Here is an 18,142-nt window from a genome sequence, read left to right as displayed (position 1 = left end):
CCGTCGCCATTGCGGTGTTAAGAGCCCGCGGGTGAGACGATGAAGTCGATGTCAGCTACCAACTTTCCTTCCGACCGGTCCGCCCGGCCCGATGACGCGGCACCCGATGGCGTGCCCCCGGAGCCGGCGGCCCCGGACGTTGCCGAGCCCGCAGCTGCCGGCGTCAGCGAGACCCGTTCCAGCGCCATCATGGCCGCCGGGACGCTCGTTTCGCGTTTCCTGGGCTTCGGCAAGACCTGGATGCTCGGCACAGCCCTGGGCCTGGGCTCAACGGTCAATGACACATTCATTAACGCCAACAACCTACCCAACCTGATCTTCCTCCTGGTGGCCGGCGGCGTGTTCAATGCCGTGCTGGTCCCGCAGATCATCAAGGCCAGCAAGGCCCCGGACAGGGGAGCGGACTACATCAGCCGGCTGCTGACGCTGGCAGTCCTGCTCCTGTTCGGCTTGACGGCGCTGGTTACCCTGGCGGCACCGGGCGTGATCGAGCTGACCACCCAGGGCTATTCGCCGCAGCAGAAGGCCCTGGCGGTCACGTTCGCGTTCTGGTGCCTGCCGCAGATCTTCTTCTACGGCCTCTACGCCCTGCTCACCCAGGTCCTGAATGCCAACGGCGCCTTCGGTCCCGCCATGTGGGCACCCATCCTTAACAACGTGGTGGCCATCGCCGGCCTGGGCATGTTCATCTGGATCTTCGACACCAACGAGTTCAGCCCCCACACCCTGGACAACTGGGGCGCCACGCAGACGCTGCTGGTGGCCGGTTTCTCCACCATCGGCGTGCTGTCCCAGACAGCCATCCTGCTGGTGCCGGTCGTCCGGCTGAAGCTCGGCCTCCGTCCGCGGTTCGGCTGGCGGGGCGTGGGACTCGGCCACGCTGCCAGGCTGAGCGTATGGACGCTCCTGACTGCCGCCGTCGGGCAGCTGGCCTTCCTGTACGTCATGCGCATCGCCACCATTCCCGGCGCGGAACGCATCCGGTTGCAGCAGGCGGGCGACCCCTCCGCATCCACCCTTCCCGGTAACGCCGTCCTCGAGGTTGCCAGCCAGCTGTACCTGCTCCCGCACTCCATCATCGCGCTGTCCCTGGCCACGGTGCTGTTCAACCGCATGACCCGGGCATCGCAGGACGGCAACCGCGCTGAGCTGCGGGACGCCCTGTCGCACGGGCTGCGGACCATGGCCGTGGCTACCGTGTTTGGTGCCCTGGCGCTGTTTGCCCTGGCCGGTCCGCTGGGGATGTTCTTCTCCGGCGGCCTGCGCCAGGACGGCGTCATGCTGGCCCAGACGCTCACCATCCTGGCCCTCAGCACCCCGTTCATGAGCGCCAACTTCATGATGTCCCGCGTGTTCTACGCCAACGAGGACGCGCGCACCCCGTTCTATGTGCAGCTGCTGCTGGCCGTGGTGTACGTGGCCGGTGCATTCGCCATCCAGTACCTCCCGGTGGGCCGCATCATCTACGCCATCGCCGTGCTCTACATGGTGGGCAACATCCTTTCGGTGGTCATCAGCGCGTTCTTCCTGCGGCGCATGCTGGGCCACCTGGACGGTGCGCGGATCGCCAATTCCTACATCCGGATGGGGTACGCAGCCTTGGGCTCGGCGATCACCGGCGCGGCCGCCCTGTGGCTCATGGGCAGCTACACCCCGGACGGTTTCGCGTGGAGCGGACGCCTTCAGGCGCTGGTGACGCTGGTCATCGTGGGGCCCGTCATGTTGGCCGTCTACTTCCTGCTGCTCAGGCTGTTCCGGGTTTCCGAGCTCAGCGACATGCTTAGGCCCCTGCTGGGCAGGTTTGGCCGCGGCAGCCAGGCCCCTGCTCAGGAAGCCGGGGACACGCCGTCGTCCTCTTCCGTTGACGGATCCTCCGGGCACCGCCCGGAGCGGGCCACCACGTCGGTGGACACGGGCCTGATTCCCCGGATATCCGGGGAATTCGACGCCGTCTCCTTCCGTGCGGGTCCGGATCCCGAGGGCGGGGCGCGCCGTGAGGACACGTACGACGGCGGCACGGGCCAGGGTGCCGAAGGCGCATACCTGCCGGGTGAGGACCAGCCCGGCACTGCCCGCGGCGGCCTGCTCAGCGAACAAATTCCGCTGCCGGGCCGCCGGACCTACCAAGGGAAAGCCGGAGAGAACCCGTATTTCAAGACGCGGCGCAGGCGTAGAAAGTGACTCCGGTGTACTTTGGCGGCCGTCTTCTCCACGGCCGCCCGGGGCGGATCGGCTAGGATCGAACAGGTACAGGGGTAGTTGCATTCAAGGTTCCCGCCGTGCGCGGTACCTGAACGGCGGTTGCGTCATCGAGGCCGGCAATCCCGGACAGTCTAGGAGGAACACGTGTCCAACCCGATCGATGTCGGTTCAGTACTTGGCGGCCGCTACAAGGTCACCGCCACAGTGTTGGCCTCGCACGACCGCGATCTGGTGCTGGACGGTGTGGACCAGGTCCTCAACCGCCCGGTCAGCATCCTGGTTGCCGGACCGGAGAACACCGAACAGGTTGCGCAGAGCGCCCGCGAAGTTGCCACTGGCGAACGCCCTGGCACCGTGCAGGTCCTGGACCTCGGTGTCACAGAAGATGCCACCTACCTCATCACCAACCACACTTCCGCCGCCGATCTGCTGGACCTGGTGGTGGCGCCCAGCCCGCCGTACGTGGAACCGTTCTTCACGGATACGCTCGGCAGTGAAATCTTTGGCCAGCCGCGGTCCCACGAGCCCGAGCCCTACGACGAGGAAGACCACGTCGAGGCCGGGTACATCAATTACGGCGGCTCAAACCCCAGCCAGATTGATCCTTACCGATCAGCTCCAGCGGTACCTCCCAGGCCTTCTGTTCGTCCCGCTGACCAGCAGCCCGCTTCAACGGGCCGCACGGGTCCGGCTGCTGCGGGTGCTGGAGCCGCTGCGGGCGCCGCAAGTGCTGCCGCCGCCTCCAAGGCCCCGTCAGGTGCATCCCGGATCGATCCTGATGCCACCGCCGCGCAGCCTGTGGCCAATAGCGCGCCGTTCAAGTCCGGCCGCGCTGGCTCGACAGAGGCGGACACCGGTCCGAACAATACAACTTCTTCAAGCAGCATGCAGTCAAAAGCCCAGTCGCCGGTGGAGGACACCAAGCCGAAGGTTTCCCGGTGGTCCGATGATGACTATGCGCAGTCTGGGGAGCAGGGCCACTACGAGGACGCTGACTCCGCCCAGCAGGAGACTCGTCCGGTCAAGAGCAAGGCAGCCCTCTTCGCCCGTGCGGCTGCACCCGCTGCCGCCGGTGTGTCCTTCGCTGATCGTGACGACTATGACGATGACCGTGATGAGTCCGAGGGACAGCCCCGGTCCATGCGCTGGTTGGTGGGCGGTCTACTGGCAGTAGTTCTCATCGCAGGCCTGATCTTTGCCGTTACGAACCTGGGAAGCCTGTTTACGCCCGCACCGCAGGCCAAACCGACGGCAGCGCCGGTAACCACCAGTCCGCCCCAGGCCTCAGCGCCGGCAACGAAAGCAGCTCCTCCGGCGCCGCCCGCGGTGCCTCCGGCTATTGAAAGTATCAGCCGGCAGGGGAATTTCGACTTTGCCGCCACCTTCGATGGCGACTTGGTCAAGGCATATGACGGGAACGCCGCCAGCTACTGGTCTGACATGGAATTCGCCTCGGAAAACTGGGGTGGCCTGGCCCCGCAGGGTGTTCCGCTCGTGGTGAAGCTGAAGAGCCCAGCAACCATTTCTTCCATCACGCTTTCCCAGCTTGGCGGATCGGGCGGCAACATCACCGTTTACACGAATGACCGGCCTTCCATCGACGGCGCCAAGGCAGTGGGAACCAACGGCTTCACTTCCGCGGACCTGAACATGCCGCTCCCGGAGCCCGTGCAGGCACAGTACGTGATTGTCTCGATCAATTCGCTCCCCAAGCTGGCGGCTCCCAAGACCCGGTACAGCTACGGTCTCCGACTTGCTGAAATCAAGGTCCAGTAGCAGGGTCCGGTCGTAGCAGGGCCAAGTAGTAGCAGGGTGGAGTAGTAGCAGAGTTCCTCCAGGCCGCTTTGGGTGCTGCGGACATTAGTGCCGAAATCCTAGCGTCCGCCCCCGGGAATGTACTCTGGGAAGAGCGCCCCGCGACGGCTGGTCCTCCGTCTTTTCCTGGCGGTTCGGCATGTCCGGGCGCTGGAATATTCAGCACACGGACACAGTTGTGCCATGTGGCCGGTCTCCACAAGGAGGCGAGTCGAACAAGGAAGAGGTTCACGGTTCAGTGACCATCGAAGAAAAGACGACGTCGGACGTTCGCGACGTCATCATTGTGGGCTCAGGCCCGGCAGGCTATACGGCAGCCGTTTACACCGCCCGGGCAAACCTCAAACCTTTGTTGCTGGCAGGGTCCGTGACTGCCGGCGGTGAACTGATGAACACCACGGATGTCGAAAATTATCCGGGATTCCCCGAAGGCATCATGGGACCGGACCTCATGGAGAACTTCGAGAAGCAGGCGGCTCGCTTCGGAACCGAGATCCAGTTTGAGGACGTCACAGCATTGGAGCTGGAGGGGCCCGTCAAGACGGTCACCATCGCCACGGGGGAGACCTTCAAGGCGAAGGCCATCATCCTTTCCACTGGCTCGGCCTACAGGGAACTGGGCTTGCCCAACGAAAAGCGTCTGTCCGGACACGGCGTGAGTTGGTGCGCAACCTGTGACGGTTTCTTTTTCAAAGACCAGGACATCGCCGTCATTGGCGGTGGCGACTCCGCGATGGAAGAAGCCCTGTTCCTCACCAAGTTCGCGAAGTCAGTAACAGTTGTTCACCGCCGTGATTCGCTGAAGGCTTCCAAAATCATGGCAGACCGCGCTCTGGCCCACGAGAAGATCAACTTTACGTGGAACAGCACCGTGGACGACGTCCTGGGGACCGACAAGGTCATCGGCCTCCGGCTGAAGAACCTAGTGGATGAATCTTTGACAGAGCTTACTGTCACTGGCGTCTTCATTGCCATCGGCAATGACCCCCGGACAGACCTGGTCAAAAACATTCTTGAGTTGACGCCGGAAGGAACCATTGCGGTACAGGGGCGCAGCTCCAAGACAAGCCTTCCAGGAGTCTTCGCTGCAGGCGACGTTGTAGACCCCACCTACCGTCAAGCCATCACCGCGTCGGGTTCCGGCTGTGTGGCGGCAATCGACGTCGAACACTATTTGGCAGACCTCCCGGCCTAATCTGCGCCACTGTTATCCGAAGAGAAAGATATGGTTATGAGCAACGCAAAAGATGTGACTGACGCAAGTTTCGGCACGGACGTATTGTCCGCCGACAAGCCGGTAATTGTAGATTTTTGGGCCGAATGGTGCGGACCCTGCCGCAAGCTTGGCCCCATCCTCGACGAGATTTCGGTGGAATACAGCGAAAAGGTGAACGTCGTCAAGGTCAATGTTGATGACAACCCTGCAATCGCCGCCGAATACGGCATCACCTCAATTCCAGCTGTCTACCTTTTCCAGGGTGGCGAGGTGAAGAGCACTGTCATCGGTGCCAAGCCCAAGCAGTTCTTTGAGAAGGAATTCTCTGACGTCTTGTCCTGACTTCCGGGTGCCTATGGGCACCATAGGTTGGAGCAGTACGTAAAGTGGCCAGCGCCGATGGTGCTGGCCACTTTTGCTTTATGGTCCTGATGCAGGTGTGGATATTGCTACCTCGCGATGCTATTTCGGCACAGCCCGTGTCCACGCCACCTATTTCTGCTCGCTGCGGGTCCGCACCGATGTGTTTCACGTGAAACTCGCGAGGGGGCGCAGGGGCGCATCGGTTGTGTCATCCACAGTGTTTGCCAACGGCAGGGTGCTGCGGCGGGTCGTGCCGCGTGGGCTGCGCCTTCGGGTCACCCCAAGGGGGATTCCAGATCTCTTTTGGACCAAGTCTCTTGTGGAGAAGCAGAACTATTATTCCCGCGGCGCCTTCCACTGGGAGCTTCCGGAACTGAGCTCCGCCTCTCTTGAGGGACCCCGGGACGCACCGACCGTCCAGGCTCCCCCCGTAGCTCCAGTTAGTAGCGGTGTTCGATCTGCAGGGGTAACCCGACTGCGTCATGTTTCACGTGAAACACGGGCACATGCCTGCATGGCGAAGCATTGAGTCCTGCATCAGGCTGGCTTGATGATTTCTCGTGCATGGGAACGCCAGGCCTTCGCACCGATGACTCAGCCGCAGGGCTGACATGGAGTTATGCGATCCAACAACTTCTTGCATACCACTGGATGTGTGGTTCCCTGCGATCCCCGAACTCACGCGCCGATCAACGTTCTGAGACACAGGATTCGCGCGCCACCAACAATCCATGCAAATCCGGCCTCGGACAAAAGTAGACAAACAGCTCCACTTCCACCCAGGTACCTATCCATATCTAGGCATTATGCAAAGAATCAGTGGTCCCGACCAGAGGTCTCTCGGCAAGACGCCTTTGCACGCCCACTCCTCTGCGCGTGAGCGGTGATTGGCGATCCAGCAATGCGCCGTGCCCGCCACCTCACCACCTGGCGATGGCCCGGTCGGTGGACCTCCCAGCCCACGGCTAGGACAACCGTGATGTCCCAGATACTTAAGGGGACGGGAACGAACGCCCGAGCTGCATTAGGCCCGGCGCATAGCTGCGCCAATGTTGGACGAGCTAACCGGCCTACGACTCTCCGCCCGCCAGGTCCAGAAGTGGCCGCATTTCGCTCCTAAAGCCCAGGCAGGACTGGAAGTAGACGGGGCGACAGTAAGACAACACGCAGGGACACATACGCTGTCGGACTGTAGTCAGCGCTCGACTCCTCGGCGGTTCATGACGGCGCCGACAAAGGATCGTAGCTAGTTGGGCGAGTGGCAAGGTGTGCCCCACCAACCGACGCGTGTTTCACGTGAAACACCGGCTGGCCAGGCTGGCCCCGTGGAATGCCACCGGCGGACCAAGGTGCGCGTGAATGGCCGTGGATCTGTAGATGCGGGTAGCCTGTCCCTGTTGTTGTTGGCGTAGCCACTCCGCCGCACCTCGCCTGCGGAGCCCTCAAGGCGGCTCTTCGGGTGCCTCTCTGCCACTATGCCTACCCGCGACAGCATTACCGAGAACCTACGCCAGCGCAAGCCCCATGACCCAGGAGCTGATTCGCGCAGGACCAGGGATGGCGTTCTAGGCCCAGTATGCTTGAGGAGCAAGGGCCGCAGCCCTGGCGACCGGCCGCGGCCACGAACACGGGCACGAAAAACAGGACCGCTGGACCAAAAACACCCGACCACTGGCTGCTTCATCCTGTCCGTACGGTGGCGGCGACCTCATCTCCATGACGGCACCGCGGACGCGAATCCACCCGCGTCGTCACATACACAAACTTCGCGCTACATATCCGTGAAACACACCAACGCGTGCTATAGCCAGATGCGACCTGCACCAGCGAGCACAACTCGCTCTCGACACGATAGGCGGAACGGGAGGAGCTGAACGATGAAGCAGCGACCGCCGTACCGCGATTTGTCCACAACGTTATCCACAACCTTGTCCGGACTTTGTCCACACAGTTATCCACAGCGGCAATGCCAGGTATCGTTGGTTGCGGACGGGCATCTCTAGCTAGTAGGCCACCACATAAGAATAGACTGAGCGCAGGTTTCCGCCTTGCGACTGCTGCAGTCCTCTTCACGCACGCGTAGGACACATGTACTGTGCCTGTTTTCGGCTGATACTAAGCCGCGTGGGACCGTATTTCCTGCAATCTGGTCCTCTCACTACGTTTCACGTGAAACGAGGTCCGGCGACCGATGCGCAGTGCCGGATGCTTGGTCCGGGAATGCCGCTACATATTCCGGGGATCCCCAGCAATACAAGCCCTGGTGGTCGGCGCGATGCAGCGGTTATCCACGGAGTTATACACAAGAATATCCCCACCTCACCACGACTGCAGAGCCAGCCAGACAGGCACTACGGTGATCCCTCAGTCACAGAGATCGATGCTATGAACTCGATGCAGATACGACTAGAGGGCCGAAATCGCTGCGCGGTTTTTACTGTCGAGGAACACACCGAGACTAACCACTGTGAGTGCAGGACAGGTGCGGCGACTCCGACCGCCGCGTCTGCCTGGCTAACGCCAACATACGTCCAGTTACCCCGACTCCACCTCGGGAAACAAACAGTCGGTGGCAGCTCGCTTCTGGGCGGATGACGGAACAGTTGCCCACTGGCGAGCCGAAGCTGATTCTCCGCATCTTTTGTTGAAAAGCCGTGCTCCACCTACGCCTCACCTGGCCCGTCACTTCAGGTGCGCCTGTGGGCAGCTTCTGACTTGGCGGCACAGGCGCGGTTCATAGGAACCGCATTGACGCGCATCGCGACGTCCATCGGCGATGCCAAAGGCAGCCAGCCAAGTACCTCGTGGCACCGTTCACGGTTCACTAGCGCTGCGCCGCCGGGAGGCTTCTACGCAGGTCGTCAATGCTGTGATGCGGCCGGGTGTACATCACAGAGCTGGGCTCCTCGGATGCATTTCCCAATGCCCTGACAGTTGACGCGCGGCTGGCTATTGGGAGTTGCATTCACTATCGGGAGCGGGAGCAATGGTCGTCGCCTCGTTGGTCCCACGGTGTTTCGACGCGGGTTGGAGGTCAGGCTCCCCAGGAGCCCGTTACCGCTCAGTTCCTCGGGCTGGTTGCCGGGAAGCCCTCGAGCTTGGTGTTTCACGTGAAACATGGGCGCAGCGGCGTGCATGGCGTGTCTAGGAAGTGTGGCTCTTCGAAGGGGCCAATCTTTTGCGATGGGGGCCTGATAATCGGTGGGTCGCGCTGGACCCCTCCGAACTCAGAATCGAGGTGGAGTGATGCATGGCAGTCTCGGTGCACCAGTAGTTCTAGACGTACGCATCATGGGTTTCACGTGAAACCATCATATTCCACCGGAGTCCGAGCTCCCACATGAAGCAGGCTGATGGTTCAGCACTCAAGCACTTTCCCCAGCGCCGGCAGAAAGAACGTGCTCTACCTTCAACTAAGGCCACCATCCTGAAGTCCTGGCGCGACTGGGTCATCGTCATACATAGACCCACAAAAATGCACAGGGATAGCGACGCAAGCACTATGGATTTGCAGTAACGATCAGTCCGGCATCCTGCGCTGCGCGGGGGAGCTGGCGATCGATCTTATGTCCCTGGCCCGCCAAAAACCATCCTTCGCGTTAAGAACACCGTTCGTTTCGCTGCTAACTGCCGCTCTGATGGCTGATAACCGTTGTTCGTCGCTGGACCACCTGCGCGCAAGGAATCAAGTCACGAATGACGATCCATCAGACGAGGATGCAGAATCACCAAGGATGCGGCAAGCCACCTCACCAAAGAGGGGTTTGCGGTTTGGCGCGTACGGCTGGTGTAGATAGTAGGCGCCCTGCCCACATTGGTGACCAGCCATAAAGCTGCCACGAAGGATGCGGTAATGCCCCGGTTGGCTGGATTGCCTCGAAGACCTTGGATCGCGGGGGAACTCGGACGTCTGACCCTCTCCTCCATGTTTGTTAAGTCGCAGTCCGAAAGCGCATACAGTGGCCGCAGCAGCGTTCTTAAGATCGATGATCACATTACCGGAATGCGGATAGTTTCACGTGAAACGCACAGAAGCGCTGGCCCGACGAGCCTAAAGAACAAGCTAGGGACCGTACGAACCCGTATACTCACAGAAGCTGAGGCGAGCTGCCTTCGGGTAAGGGCACCAAGGGGAGCGTCCGATCACGAGTCAGTGCCCGCACCCGACGAAGTGTATGACCATAGGCGGGGGGACACGAACCGAAATCAGTGGCTAGGAGATGTCTTACCGGCTGGCACCCCACTGTTTATGTCACCACCTCACAGCTGGGAGCGGTTTAGCTATCACGTTATCCACGCGGCGAAAGACCGCAGAAAGAAAATCCGAAGCCAAAGCACCCTACCGCAGTCAGAGAAAGATGTCATGACGCGCACCACGTGAGCTGTCCCAGTGTTCCTGAAGTTGCATAAGAATTGCGGGCAGCCTTTCCTACTGGAGGAAAAGCAAAAGGCCCGATTTAATACAGAATCGGGCCTTTTACTGGCGGATTAGTTTGTTGAATCGGGAGCCAGGACGTCCATGATTCGGTTCAAATCCTCAACGCTGGCAAATTCAATGCTTACCTTGCCTTTCCTCACCCCGAGCGAGATCTTGACGTTGGTATCCAGGCGGTCGGAGAGCGAAGATGCCAGGTAGTCAAGGCGCTCATGGCGTGCACCGGGTCGTGGAACGTTGTTTTTGGCGGGTGTGGAGGGGTCCTGGTACAGGGTGACCGCCTCTTCAGTTGCACGGACCGACATCCCCTCAGCGACAATCCTCTGTGCAAGGCGCTCCATTGCGGCGGCGTCCGGAAGTGAGAGAAGCGCCCTGGCATGCCCAGCGGACAGTACGCCGGCGGCCACACGACGCTGCACCAGCGGGGGCAGCTTCAACAAGCGGAGGGTGTTCGACACCTGGGGCCGGGAACGCCCGATCCGGTCCGCCAGCTGCTCATGGGTGGTACCGAAGTCCTCGAGAAGCTGCTGGTAGGCGGCAGCCTCTTCCAGCGGGTTCAGCTGGCTGCGGTGGAGGTTCTCAAGGAGCGCATCCCGCAGAAGGTCATCGTCGGTGGTGTCGCGAATGATGGCAGGGATGGTTTCGAGCCCTGCGGCCTGCACGGCACGCCACCGGCGCTCACCCATAACAAGCTCATACGGTTCGCTACCGCCCTCGGTTGATGTCCGCACCACAATTGGCTGCAGGACACCGATTTCGCGGACGGAGTGGACCAGTTCGGCCATGTCGTCTTCATCGAAGACATTTCGGGGCTGCTTCCGGTTCGGATGGATGTCCCCAACGGAGATCTCAGCGAACCGGGCGCCAGGTACCTCAACCAGCTCAACACCGTTGTCCTCGGGCCGGGCCACTTCGACGGGCGCGGAAGCGGCCATACGGTCGGAGGTCCCGGCCGCGGTCCCGGCCGCGGCCGGATCTGCGTCTGCTGCGGGCTTGGAAACGGTCTTTGAAGCGGCGGCGCGAGTCTCACGCGCGGGAGCCTTTTTCGCAGGCGCTTCAGCAGTTGCCGGAGCATCCTCTTTGTCATCGCTGCCCTCGTCCGCAGCCGACTTCGCGGATCCTGCTTTAGCTGACGACGCGCGGGGTGCAACGGCTGGGGTCGACTTGTCCTGCACCTTGTCGGCAGCTGACGCCGCAGGCTCCTCCAACGGTTCGGCCTTCTTCCGGCCCTCGGGGAAGAACAAGTCCACAGGCCGGGATACCGCCCCACCGTTGCCAGCCCCATTGGCTGCGGCGGAACTTGGAATCAGCGCGCCAAGACCGCGGCCTAGGCCCCGTCGCTTCTCGCTCATGGGTAAATCCCTCCAGTGGTAGAGCCAGGACCAGCCTGGCTCCGTGCGTTGCGGTATTGAAAGATTCTAACGTTCCGCTATTTCGGCAGCGGCTTCCAGGTAGGACAGCGCACCGCTCGACGAGGGGTCGTATGTCATGACCGTCTGCTGGTAGCTGGGAGCTTCGGAGATCCGCACGGACCGCGGAACGACGGCGGAAAGCACCTGTTCAGGGAAGTGCTGACGCACCTCCGCGGCAACCTGCGCAGCGAGGTTGGTACGGCCGTCATACATCGTGAGGAGGATGGTGGAAACAACAAGATCCGCATTTAGGTGCTTCTGGATCATCTCGATGTTTTTCAGGAGCTGGCTGAGGCCTTCCAGCGCGTAGTACTCGCACTGGATGGGGATCAGTACCTCACTGGCCGCACAGAAAGCATTGACAGTCAGCAGGCCCAGGCTGGGCGGGCAGTCGATGAAGACGTAGTCCAGGCGTTCCTCGCCGTTCTTCTCGCGCGTCGTCGCGTAGACATCGATGGCACGCCGCAACCGCTGCTCCCGTGCAACGAGAGACACCAGCTCAATCTCAGCGCCGGCAAGGTGGATCGTTGCCGGCGCGCAGATGAGCTTCCCGATGTCCGGACATGGGGCAACGACATCAGCCAGCGCGACATCATTGATCAGTACGTCGTAGATGCTGTCCACATCTGCATGGTGTTCAATACCCAGCGCGGTGGAAGCATTTCCCTGCGGATCGATATCGATGACCAGGACATTCAGTCCGGCAGCTGCAAGGGCGGCAGCGATGTTCACGGTGGTGGTGGTCTTGCCCACCCCGCCCTTTTGGTTGGAAACGGTGAAGATACGGGTCTTCTCGGGGCGTGGGAGTTGGCGTCCCATCAGGCGCTCACGGCGCTTGTTCTCATGGGCAAGCTCGCGCGCGATAGGACTCGAGTCATCGATGGCGTCAATCACGTTCGAACGACCCCCAGAGGTTGTTTCACGTGAAACTGAACCACTGGAAGCCGGCGAGACAACCGTTTTAGGATGACTGCCACCTTGGCCGCGAGCCATCCCGAGGCCGGCCAGTCCGGACCCAGCGACAGAACGTGCCGACCCCAAGGACACAAACGGCGGGATCCGTTGTGCGGAGGCTTCACTACTGGTCACTGGGGCACACTCACTCTCGTTCAGCCAATTTTGCTGCCGTTGTCTAGCCTAACCGCTCCGGCCTGCTGACAGCCGTCGGCGGGCCCGCATTAGGACTTCTTTTGGGACTTGTTCACCACGATGCGAACCACCGTGGTGGGCTCCTCCAGGAGATTGTCACCCACGGTCAGCACGGAGGTATCCTCGCCACCCAGCTTGCGGATGGTCTTGGCTGCCTTGTCGATTTCCTCACCAGCGCTGCGGCCCTTGATGGCCACTACTTCACCGTGTCCGCCGAGAAGCGGGATGGTGAGGCCGGCAAGGTTGGTTAGCGCCGATACAGCGCGGGCAGTCACCACGTCAGCCTCCACGTTGCCCACAGCCAGCTCTGCCCGGGTGCGCATGACAGTGACGTTGTCCAAGCCGAGGTCATCGACCACTTCCTGGAGCCAGATCACCCTGCGCTCGAGCGGCTCGATGAGGGTCAACTCAAGGTCGGGACGCGCGATGGCAAGGCAGAGGCCGGGCAGTCCCGCGCCGCTTCCGACGTCGGCAACATGGCTTCCGTGGGCAATCACGCTTTCGATGACCGCACAGTTGAGCACGTGCCGGCTCCACAGCCTGGGCACCTCGCGCGGACCGATCAGGCCGCGCTCGGTCCCGGACGTGGCAAGGTGCTCCACGTAGCGCTTGGCGAGCTCCAGCCGGTCGCCGAAGATCTTCTCAGCAGCGTGAAGTTCTGCTGCCGTGATGTCAACCATGGTTATCGGGTTCAGCATTCTCTAGTCTGAGGAAACAACAATGTGGCGTCCGGCGCCTTCGCCTTCGGACTCGCTGACCAGTCCCAGATCGGCCACGGCGTCGTGCACGATCTTCCGTTCGTAGGCGCTCATCGGTTCGAGGGCCACTGACTTGCCTGTTTCCTTCACGGCGGCAGCGGCATCTTCGGCGATCTTCTGCAGATGCCCGGTGCGTTCCTGCCGGTACCCGTTGATGTCCAGGACCAGCCGGGAGCGGTTCTCCGTGGCGGACAGCACTGCCAGCCGGGTGAGCTCCTGGAGGGCTTCAAGGACCTCGCCGTCTTCGCCAACCAGGCCTTCCAGCCCTTCGGCTTCGTCCTCGGCAACGATGGAGATGTAGGTCCTGCCGTTGCGGACCTCAATGTCGATGTCGCCATCAATGTCGGCGATGTCCAGCAGTTCCTCAAGGTAATCTGCGGCGACGTCCCCCTCTTCCTCGAGGCGGGTGGCGGCGGAAACCTTGGGAGCGGAAGCATCCTGGTCCAAGGATTCGTCCTGATCTTCGATCTCTTCAGACAGGGCGTGCTCGGTGCTCTCGGCTGACATTACTTCTTCTTCCTGTTCTTGCGCTGGGGCTGAACGCGCTGTCCCTTGGTCTCGACTGCGGCCGCCGCGGCGGCGTCGGCCGCTTCATCCCGTTTTCCGCTGAGGACGGACAGCGCCGGCAGCCCCTTGGCGGCACGGCGTTCGGCGAGTGCCTTGGCCGCGGGGGATCCCGGCGTCGGCATGCGGCGGATGACGAAGAACTGCTGGCCCATGGTCCAAAGGTTGGTGGTGGTCCAGTAGATCAGGACACCGATGGGGAAGTTGATGCCACCCACACCGAAGACGATGGGCAGGATGTACAGCATCATCTTCTGCTGGCGCATGAACGGGCTGGCCATGGCTTCTTCAGACATGTTCTTGGCCATGATCTGCTTCTGGGTGATGAACTGCGATGCCGTCATGGCCAGGATCATCACGATTGAGAGCACTACCACGGCGACGTTGTCGGCACCGCCGTGCAGCAGGGCTGCGGACAGCGGGGCACCAAAGATGCTCGAAGCGTCGAATTCCACTACCTGCTCGTGGCTCATCGCCCCGATACCGGCGCCCTGGTCCTTGGCCTGTGAAATCCCCGACAGGACCTGGAACAGTGCGAAGAAGAAGGGCATCTGGATCAGCATGGGCAGGCAGGCCGAGAACGGATTGGTCCCGTGCTTCTTGTACATGGCCATCTGTTCCTGGGCCATGGCTTGGCGGGACAGCTGGTCGGTCTTGCCCTTATACTTTTCCTGCAGCTTCTTCAGGTCGGGCTGGAGCAGCTGCATGCCACGCTGCGCCTTGATCTGCTTGACGAATACCGGGATCAGGGCGGCGCGGATCACCAGCACCAGCCCGATAATGGCCAAGGTCCAGGTCCAGCCGTTCGCGGCGGGCATGCCAATGGCGCTCAGTCCATCGTGGAACGCCACCATGATGAACGAAACCAGCCACTTAAACGGGGCGATTATTGTCCCAAAGATGTCCATACTTATCCCTATTCGTCAGGCCGCACTGCGGCCTTCTTCATCAGTCTGAGCAACCAGGTACCTGTCCGGATTGTTCAGCACAACAATTGTGGGGGTCCGGCCTGCGGGCCATTCCCGGCCGCCGGCGGGGACGTGATCCACTCCGCCGGCGTTCCATGGGTGGCAGTGGCCAAGGCGCCGCACTGCGAGCCAGCTTCCCTTGACGGCGCCATGGACGGTAACCGCTTCGAGGGCATAGGCCGAGCATGAAGGAAAGAATCTGCAGACCGGCCCGTACAAGGGAGAAACCACCTTGCGGTAGGCCATCAGCAGGAGAATGAGGATGTTCCGGGGCAGGTTCCAGAGGAATTTTCCGACGGCGACGGTCACGATGCGGAAACGGGCGACGACGGCAGTGGCGTTAGGCACGCGTTGTCCCCTCCTGTGTTGTACCGGCCGAACCTTTGGCGGCAGCCCGGGAAGGGCGGCCAGCCAGCCGGTTAAGCGTAGATTCCAGTGCAGCGTTGTAGTCCGACAGCAGCTGGTCCCAGCTGGCGGAGGCAGACGCCGGAAGCGCCCGCACCACGATAGCGAGTCCTGTGCCGTGCTCGCGCAACGAGGCAGCACCTGCTTCTCTCAGTCTCCTCTTAACGAGGTTTCTGACCACCGCGTTCCCTACACTTTTGGAAACAATGAACCCGATCCGGCTGGGTTCGTCGGCAGCAATGGCTGCCGCATATAACACTACGTTCCGGCGTCCATTGCGGACACCGGAACGTACAGTTGTTGAAAAATCGGTTGAGGTCCTCAAGCGGTTGCGGGCGGCCAGCACCTTAAACTCGCAAAGGGATGTCTACCGATAAGCCAGTTATTTAGGCCGACAGTTCGGTGCGGCCCTTGCCACGCCGGGCTGCCAGGATGGCGCGGCCCGCACGGGTACGCATACGAAGGCGGAAGCCGTGCTTCTTGGCTCGACGGCGGTTATTCGGCTGAAAAGTCCGCTTGCTCACGTTAGTTACTCCAGTGGATCAAAGGTGCGCCCACCCGATCAGTAATGGGGAAGAACTGGCCGACGCTAAGTTTTGTATATGCACGCTTCCCCCGGCTGTCCAGGCGCATTGCGCTTTGGAGGGTTCAGTTGGGGCCAAAAAGCGGGCACAAAGGACTTCACAACATTAGGGCAAATGAGAGCCCGGAGTCAAACCGGAACGGCCTGCCCCGGCTGTCCCCAGCTGTGCCTAAGTATCCCCAACAGCCTGTGGATGAAGTGGCTCACAACGGTGCATTTGGAACCACACCCGTGTAATTATCCACAGCCGGATAGCCAGCTATCTTCTAGGCTTTTCATCCCCTAGAGTGTCCCAGTAGCCGATTATCCACGGACTGTGCATAACCCTGTGGATTACGCTGGGCCAGCACCCTGGTTCCGGACTTGGGCTGCAGGCAATGCAGGCATAGCAAGTTTTGAGGGAACCGATTGATGACAGTAGACGAAGCAAACCACGCCAATACTGTCGGAAGTTCCTGGCGTCGGGTTGTCAGCCTGCTGGAACAGGACCACCGCGTATCACCTCGCCAGCGGGGGTTTGTCATCCTCGCCCAGGCGCAGGGACTCATCGGTTCCACCCTCCTCGTAGCAGTTCCCAACGAACTCACCCGTGAAGTGCTCCAGACCCAGGTCAAGGAAGCCCTCGACGACGCACTGCACAACGTCTTCTCCGAAGACATCCGCTGCGCCATCGACGTGGACACCGACCTGGTTCCCATCCACGAAGAGCCCGAACCCGCCGTCGAACCTGCTTTCGCGCCGGACCAGGTGATCGAGCAGAAGCCGCAGCCCATGCTGCCCAGCACGTCGCACGAGTTCGGCCGACTAAACCCGAAGTACGTCTTCGATACCTTCGTGATTGGTTCCTCGAACCGTTTTGCCCACGCCGCCGCCGTTGCCGTCGCCGAGGCGCCCGCCAAGGCATACAACCCGCTCTTCATCTACGGTGACTCCGGCCTCGGCAAGACGCATCTCTTGCACGCAATCGGCCACTACGCCCGGCGGCTGTACAGCGGGATCCGCGTCCGCTACGTGAATTCCGAAGAATTCACCAACGACTTCATCAACTCGATCCGCGACGACGAGGGCACAAGCTTCAAGACGACCTACCGCAACGTAGACGTCCTGCTGATCGATGACATCCAGTTCCTGGCCGGCAAGGACCGTACGCTAGAGGAGTTCTTCCACACCTTCAATGCCCTGCACAACAACAACAAGCAGGTGGTCATCACCTCGGACCAGCCGCCCAAGCTGCTGGCGGGGTTCGAGGACCGCATGAAGTCCCGTTTCGAGTGGGGCCTGCTGACGGACATCCAGCCGCCCGAACTTGAGACCCGCATCGCCATCCTCCGCAAAAAGGCACTAAGTGAGGGCCTGTCGGCGCCGGACGATGCCCTCGAGTACATCGCTTCCAAAATCTCCAGCAACATCCGTGAACTCGAAGGCGCACTGATCAGGGTCACGGCCTTCGCCAGCCTGAACCGCCAGCCGGTGGACGTGGCCCTTGCCGAAATGGTCCTGAAGGACCTCATTACCGATGACGGCGCCCAAGAGATCACGTCCGCCCAGATCCTTCAGCAGACGGCTGACTACTTCAAACTCAGCATGGAAGAGCTGTGCAGCAAATCCCGGACCCGGACGTTGGTGACAGCACGGCAGATCGCGATGTACCTCTGCCGGGAGCTCACTGACATGTCACTTCCCAAGATCGGGCAGGAGCTCGGTGGCCGCGACCACACCACTGTCATCCACGCCGACCGGAAGATCCGCGAGCTGATGGCCGAGCGCCGTGTGATCTACAACCAGGTGACGGAGCTGACCAACCGGATCAAGCAGCAACAGCGCGACTCCTGAATCCACACCGCACCGGGCACTCCATACCTTATTAACAGAGGCATGTGGATAAGCCTGTGGATAGTTAAGGGGACAAGGGCGGTTAATGGGCTTAAAACCCTTAAGCCGTCTGTGGATCGTTAAAAACAGGGTTTCGTGTTGTCCCCATCCACACCCTGTTTAAAACCTGCTTAACGCACAGTCCGTGAACAGGGCTTAAGCGCGGAACCATGCGGCTGGACCGGGTTATCCACAGTTTCCACAGCAGTTATTAACACTACTAATCCCAAAAAATCGAAATCCCTCAAACAACAAGAACGGTCCGCACATTCGGAGACAGGGCCTGCCGGCCCCTGGAGGTCCGGGCCGGACTCCGGGGGATGGGTTAATCCCGGATCTTCCGGCTAAGCTGTCAGCAGCGCTCCCATCCCTGGGTTTTCGTGTGGTTTCAATCTCCACG

At 61.2% G+C, this 18,142-nt stretch carries 13 protein-coding genes; 5 read left to right on the top strand and 8 right to left on the bottom strand.

The features are described from left to right. Positions 1 to 48: 48 nt before the first annotated feature. The 4 genes from murJ (at position 49) to trxA (ending at position 5,575) form a co-directional block, all read left to right on the top strand. Positions 49 to 2,181, top strand: coding sequence for a murein biosynthesis integral membrane protein MurJ (murJ, locus tag IEW19_RS14675; protein WP_188572350.1), 2,133 nt, complete (start codon positions 49 to 51; stop codon positions 2,179 to 2,181). Positions 2,182 to 2,346: 165 nt separating this feature from the next. Continuing rightward, complete coding sequence (locus IEW19_RS14670) at positions 2,347 to 3,978, top strand: ABC transporter substrate-binding protein (protein WP_188572349.1); 1,632 nt, start codon at positions 2,347 to 2,349, stop codon at positions 3,976 to 3,978. 277 nt (positions 3,979 to 4,255) lie between these two features. Further along, the gene (gene trxB / locus IEW19_RS14665) at positions 4,256 to 5,212 is read left to right on the top strand and encodes a thioredoxin-disulfide reductase (protein ID WP_188572348.1); all 957 of its coding nucleotides are present in this window, start codon (positions 4,256 to 4,258) and stop codon (positions 5,210 to 5,212) included. A 36-nt stretch (positions 5,213 to 5,248) separates the two neighbouring features. After that, complete coding sequence (gene trxA / locus IEW19_RS14660; RefSeq protein ID WP_188572347.1) at positions 5,249 to 5,575, top strand: thioredoxin; 327 nt, start codon at positions 5,249 to 5,251, stop codon at positions 5,573 to 5,575. 4,509 nt (positions 5,576 to 10,084) lie between these two features. Here the strand turns inward: trxA and IEW19_RS14655 are convergent. The 8 genes from IEW19_RS14655 to rpmH form a co-directional block, all read right to left on the bottom strand. Next, on the bottom strand, positions 10,085 to 11,383 hold the full coding sequence (locus IEW19_RS14655) for a ParB/RepB/Spo0J family partition protein (RefSeq protein ID WP_188572346.1): 1,299 nt from the start codon (positions 11,381 to 11,383) through the stop codon (positions 10,085 to 10,087). 66 nt (positions 11,384 to 11,449) lie between these two features. Continuing rightward, positions 11,450 to 12,532, bottom strand: coding sequence for a ParA family protein (locus IEW19_RS14650; protein ID WP_229748489.1), 1,083 nt, complete (start codon positions 12,530 to 12,532; stop codon positions 11,450 to 11,452). An 89-nt stretch (positions 12,533 to 12,621) separates the two neighbouring features. Then, a complete protein-coding gene (rsmG, locus tag IEW19_RS14645) occupies positions 12,622 to 13,272 on the bottom strand; it encodes a 16S rRNA (guanine(527)-N(7))-methyltransferase RsmG (protein ID WP_188572379.1) in 651 nt (216 codons plus the stop codon). A gap of 21 nt (positions 13,273 to 13,293) precedes the next feature. Next, positions 13,294 to 13,857 carry a Jag family protein gene (locus IEW19_RS14640; RefSeq protein WP_188572345.1) on the bottom strand — a complete coding sequence of 188 codons (564 nt, stop codon included), beginning with the start codon at positions 13,855 to 13,857 and terminating at the stop codon, positions 13,294 to 13,296. Further along, a complete protein-coding gene (gene yidC, locus IEW19_RS14635) occupies positions 13,857 to 14,822 on the bottom strand; it encodes a membrane protein insertase YidC (RefSeq protein ID WP_188572344.1) in 966 nt (321 codons plus the stop codon). Before yidC ends, IEW19_RS14640 begins: the two co-directional genes overlap by 1 nt. Before the next feature lie 15 nt (positions 14,823 to 14,837). After that, complete coding sequence (gene yidD, locus IEW19_RS14630; RefSeq protein WP_188572343.1) at positions 14,838 to 15,230, bottom strand: membrane protein insertion efficiency factor YidD; 393 nt, start codon at positions 15,228 to 15,230, stop codon at positions 14,838 to 14,840. Next, entirely contained in the window at positions 15,223 to 15,633 is a 411-nt protein-coding gene (rnpA, locus tag IEW19_RS14625) for a ribonuclease P protein component (protein ID WP_188572342.1), read from the bottom strand. The genes yidD and rnpA overlap by 8 nt, the downstream gene beginning before the upstream one ends. A gap of 40 nt (positions 15,634 to 15,673) precedes the next feature. Then, positions 15,674 to 15,811, bottom strand: coding sequence for a 50S ribosomal protein L34 (gene rpmH / locus IEW19_RS14620; RefSeq protein ID WP_003800212.1), 138 nt, complete (start codon positions 15,809 to 15,811; stop codon positions 15,674 to 15,676). Positions 15,812 to 16,281: 470 nt separating this feature from the next. Here rpmH and dnaA point away from each other — a divergent pair, with 470 nt between their 5' ends. Then, positions 16,282 to 17,703, top strand: coding sequence for a chromosomal replication initiator protein DnaA (gene dnaA / locus IEW19_RS14615; protein ID WP_141158803.1), 1,422 nt, complete (start codon positions 16,282 to 16,284; stop codon positions 17,701 to 17,703). Positions 17,704 to 18,142: the final 439 nt, after the last annotated feature.

The sequence above is a fragment of the Arthrobacter liuii genome (assembly GCF_014639275.1).
Classification (GTDB): domain Bacteria; phylum Actinomycetota; class Actinomycetes; order Actinomycetales; family Micrococcaceae; genus Arthrobacter; species Arthrobacter liuii.
Note: the sequence above shows the minus strand (reverse complement) of the source record. Positions and strands in the feature narration are given on the sequence as shown.